The 324-nt window shown below is 49.4% G+C and carries 1 protein-coding gene; it reads right to left on the reverse strand.

Annotated elements, in window-relative coordinates; translation table 11 throughout:
• A partial coding sequence (locus AAC855_RS21310; RefSeq protein WP_340612134.1) for a winged helix-turn-helix domain-containing protein occupies positions 1-324 on the reverse strand: 324 nt, incomplete at both ends.

The following is a 324-nucleotide window of genomic DNA, read 5'->3' on the forward strand; positions in this document are numbered from 1 at the left end:
AATTTTGTAGATTGGGTAGGATGCACAGCATCAATAAACAAAATCGGCTCATTTTGCCCACATTCCGCTTTCAGCGCGTTGTAGCGCTCAATAAACTGTTGCTGTTTATCCGTATCGCATTTATGCGGTGTTCCTACCGGCTTCTTGTAGTTGAATCCCTGACGATGGAGCCATTTTGTCATCCCGGCCACAGAGAACGTGACCTGCCAGCGTGCCCCGACCCAAGCAACAATTTGGGCTGTCGTGTGCATCAAATTTGCCGTCAGATACGCGACTAACTCTGTTGTTTGCTCGGCAGACAGACGGCTTTCAGAGCCCCCATTT

This window comes from Xenorhabdus bharatensis, from assembly GCF_037996705.1.
GTDB classification, from domain to species: Bacteria; Pseudomonadota; Gammaproteobacteria; order Enterobacterales; family Enterobacteriaceae; genus Xenorhabdus; species Xenorhabdus bharatensis.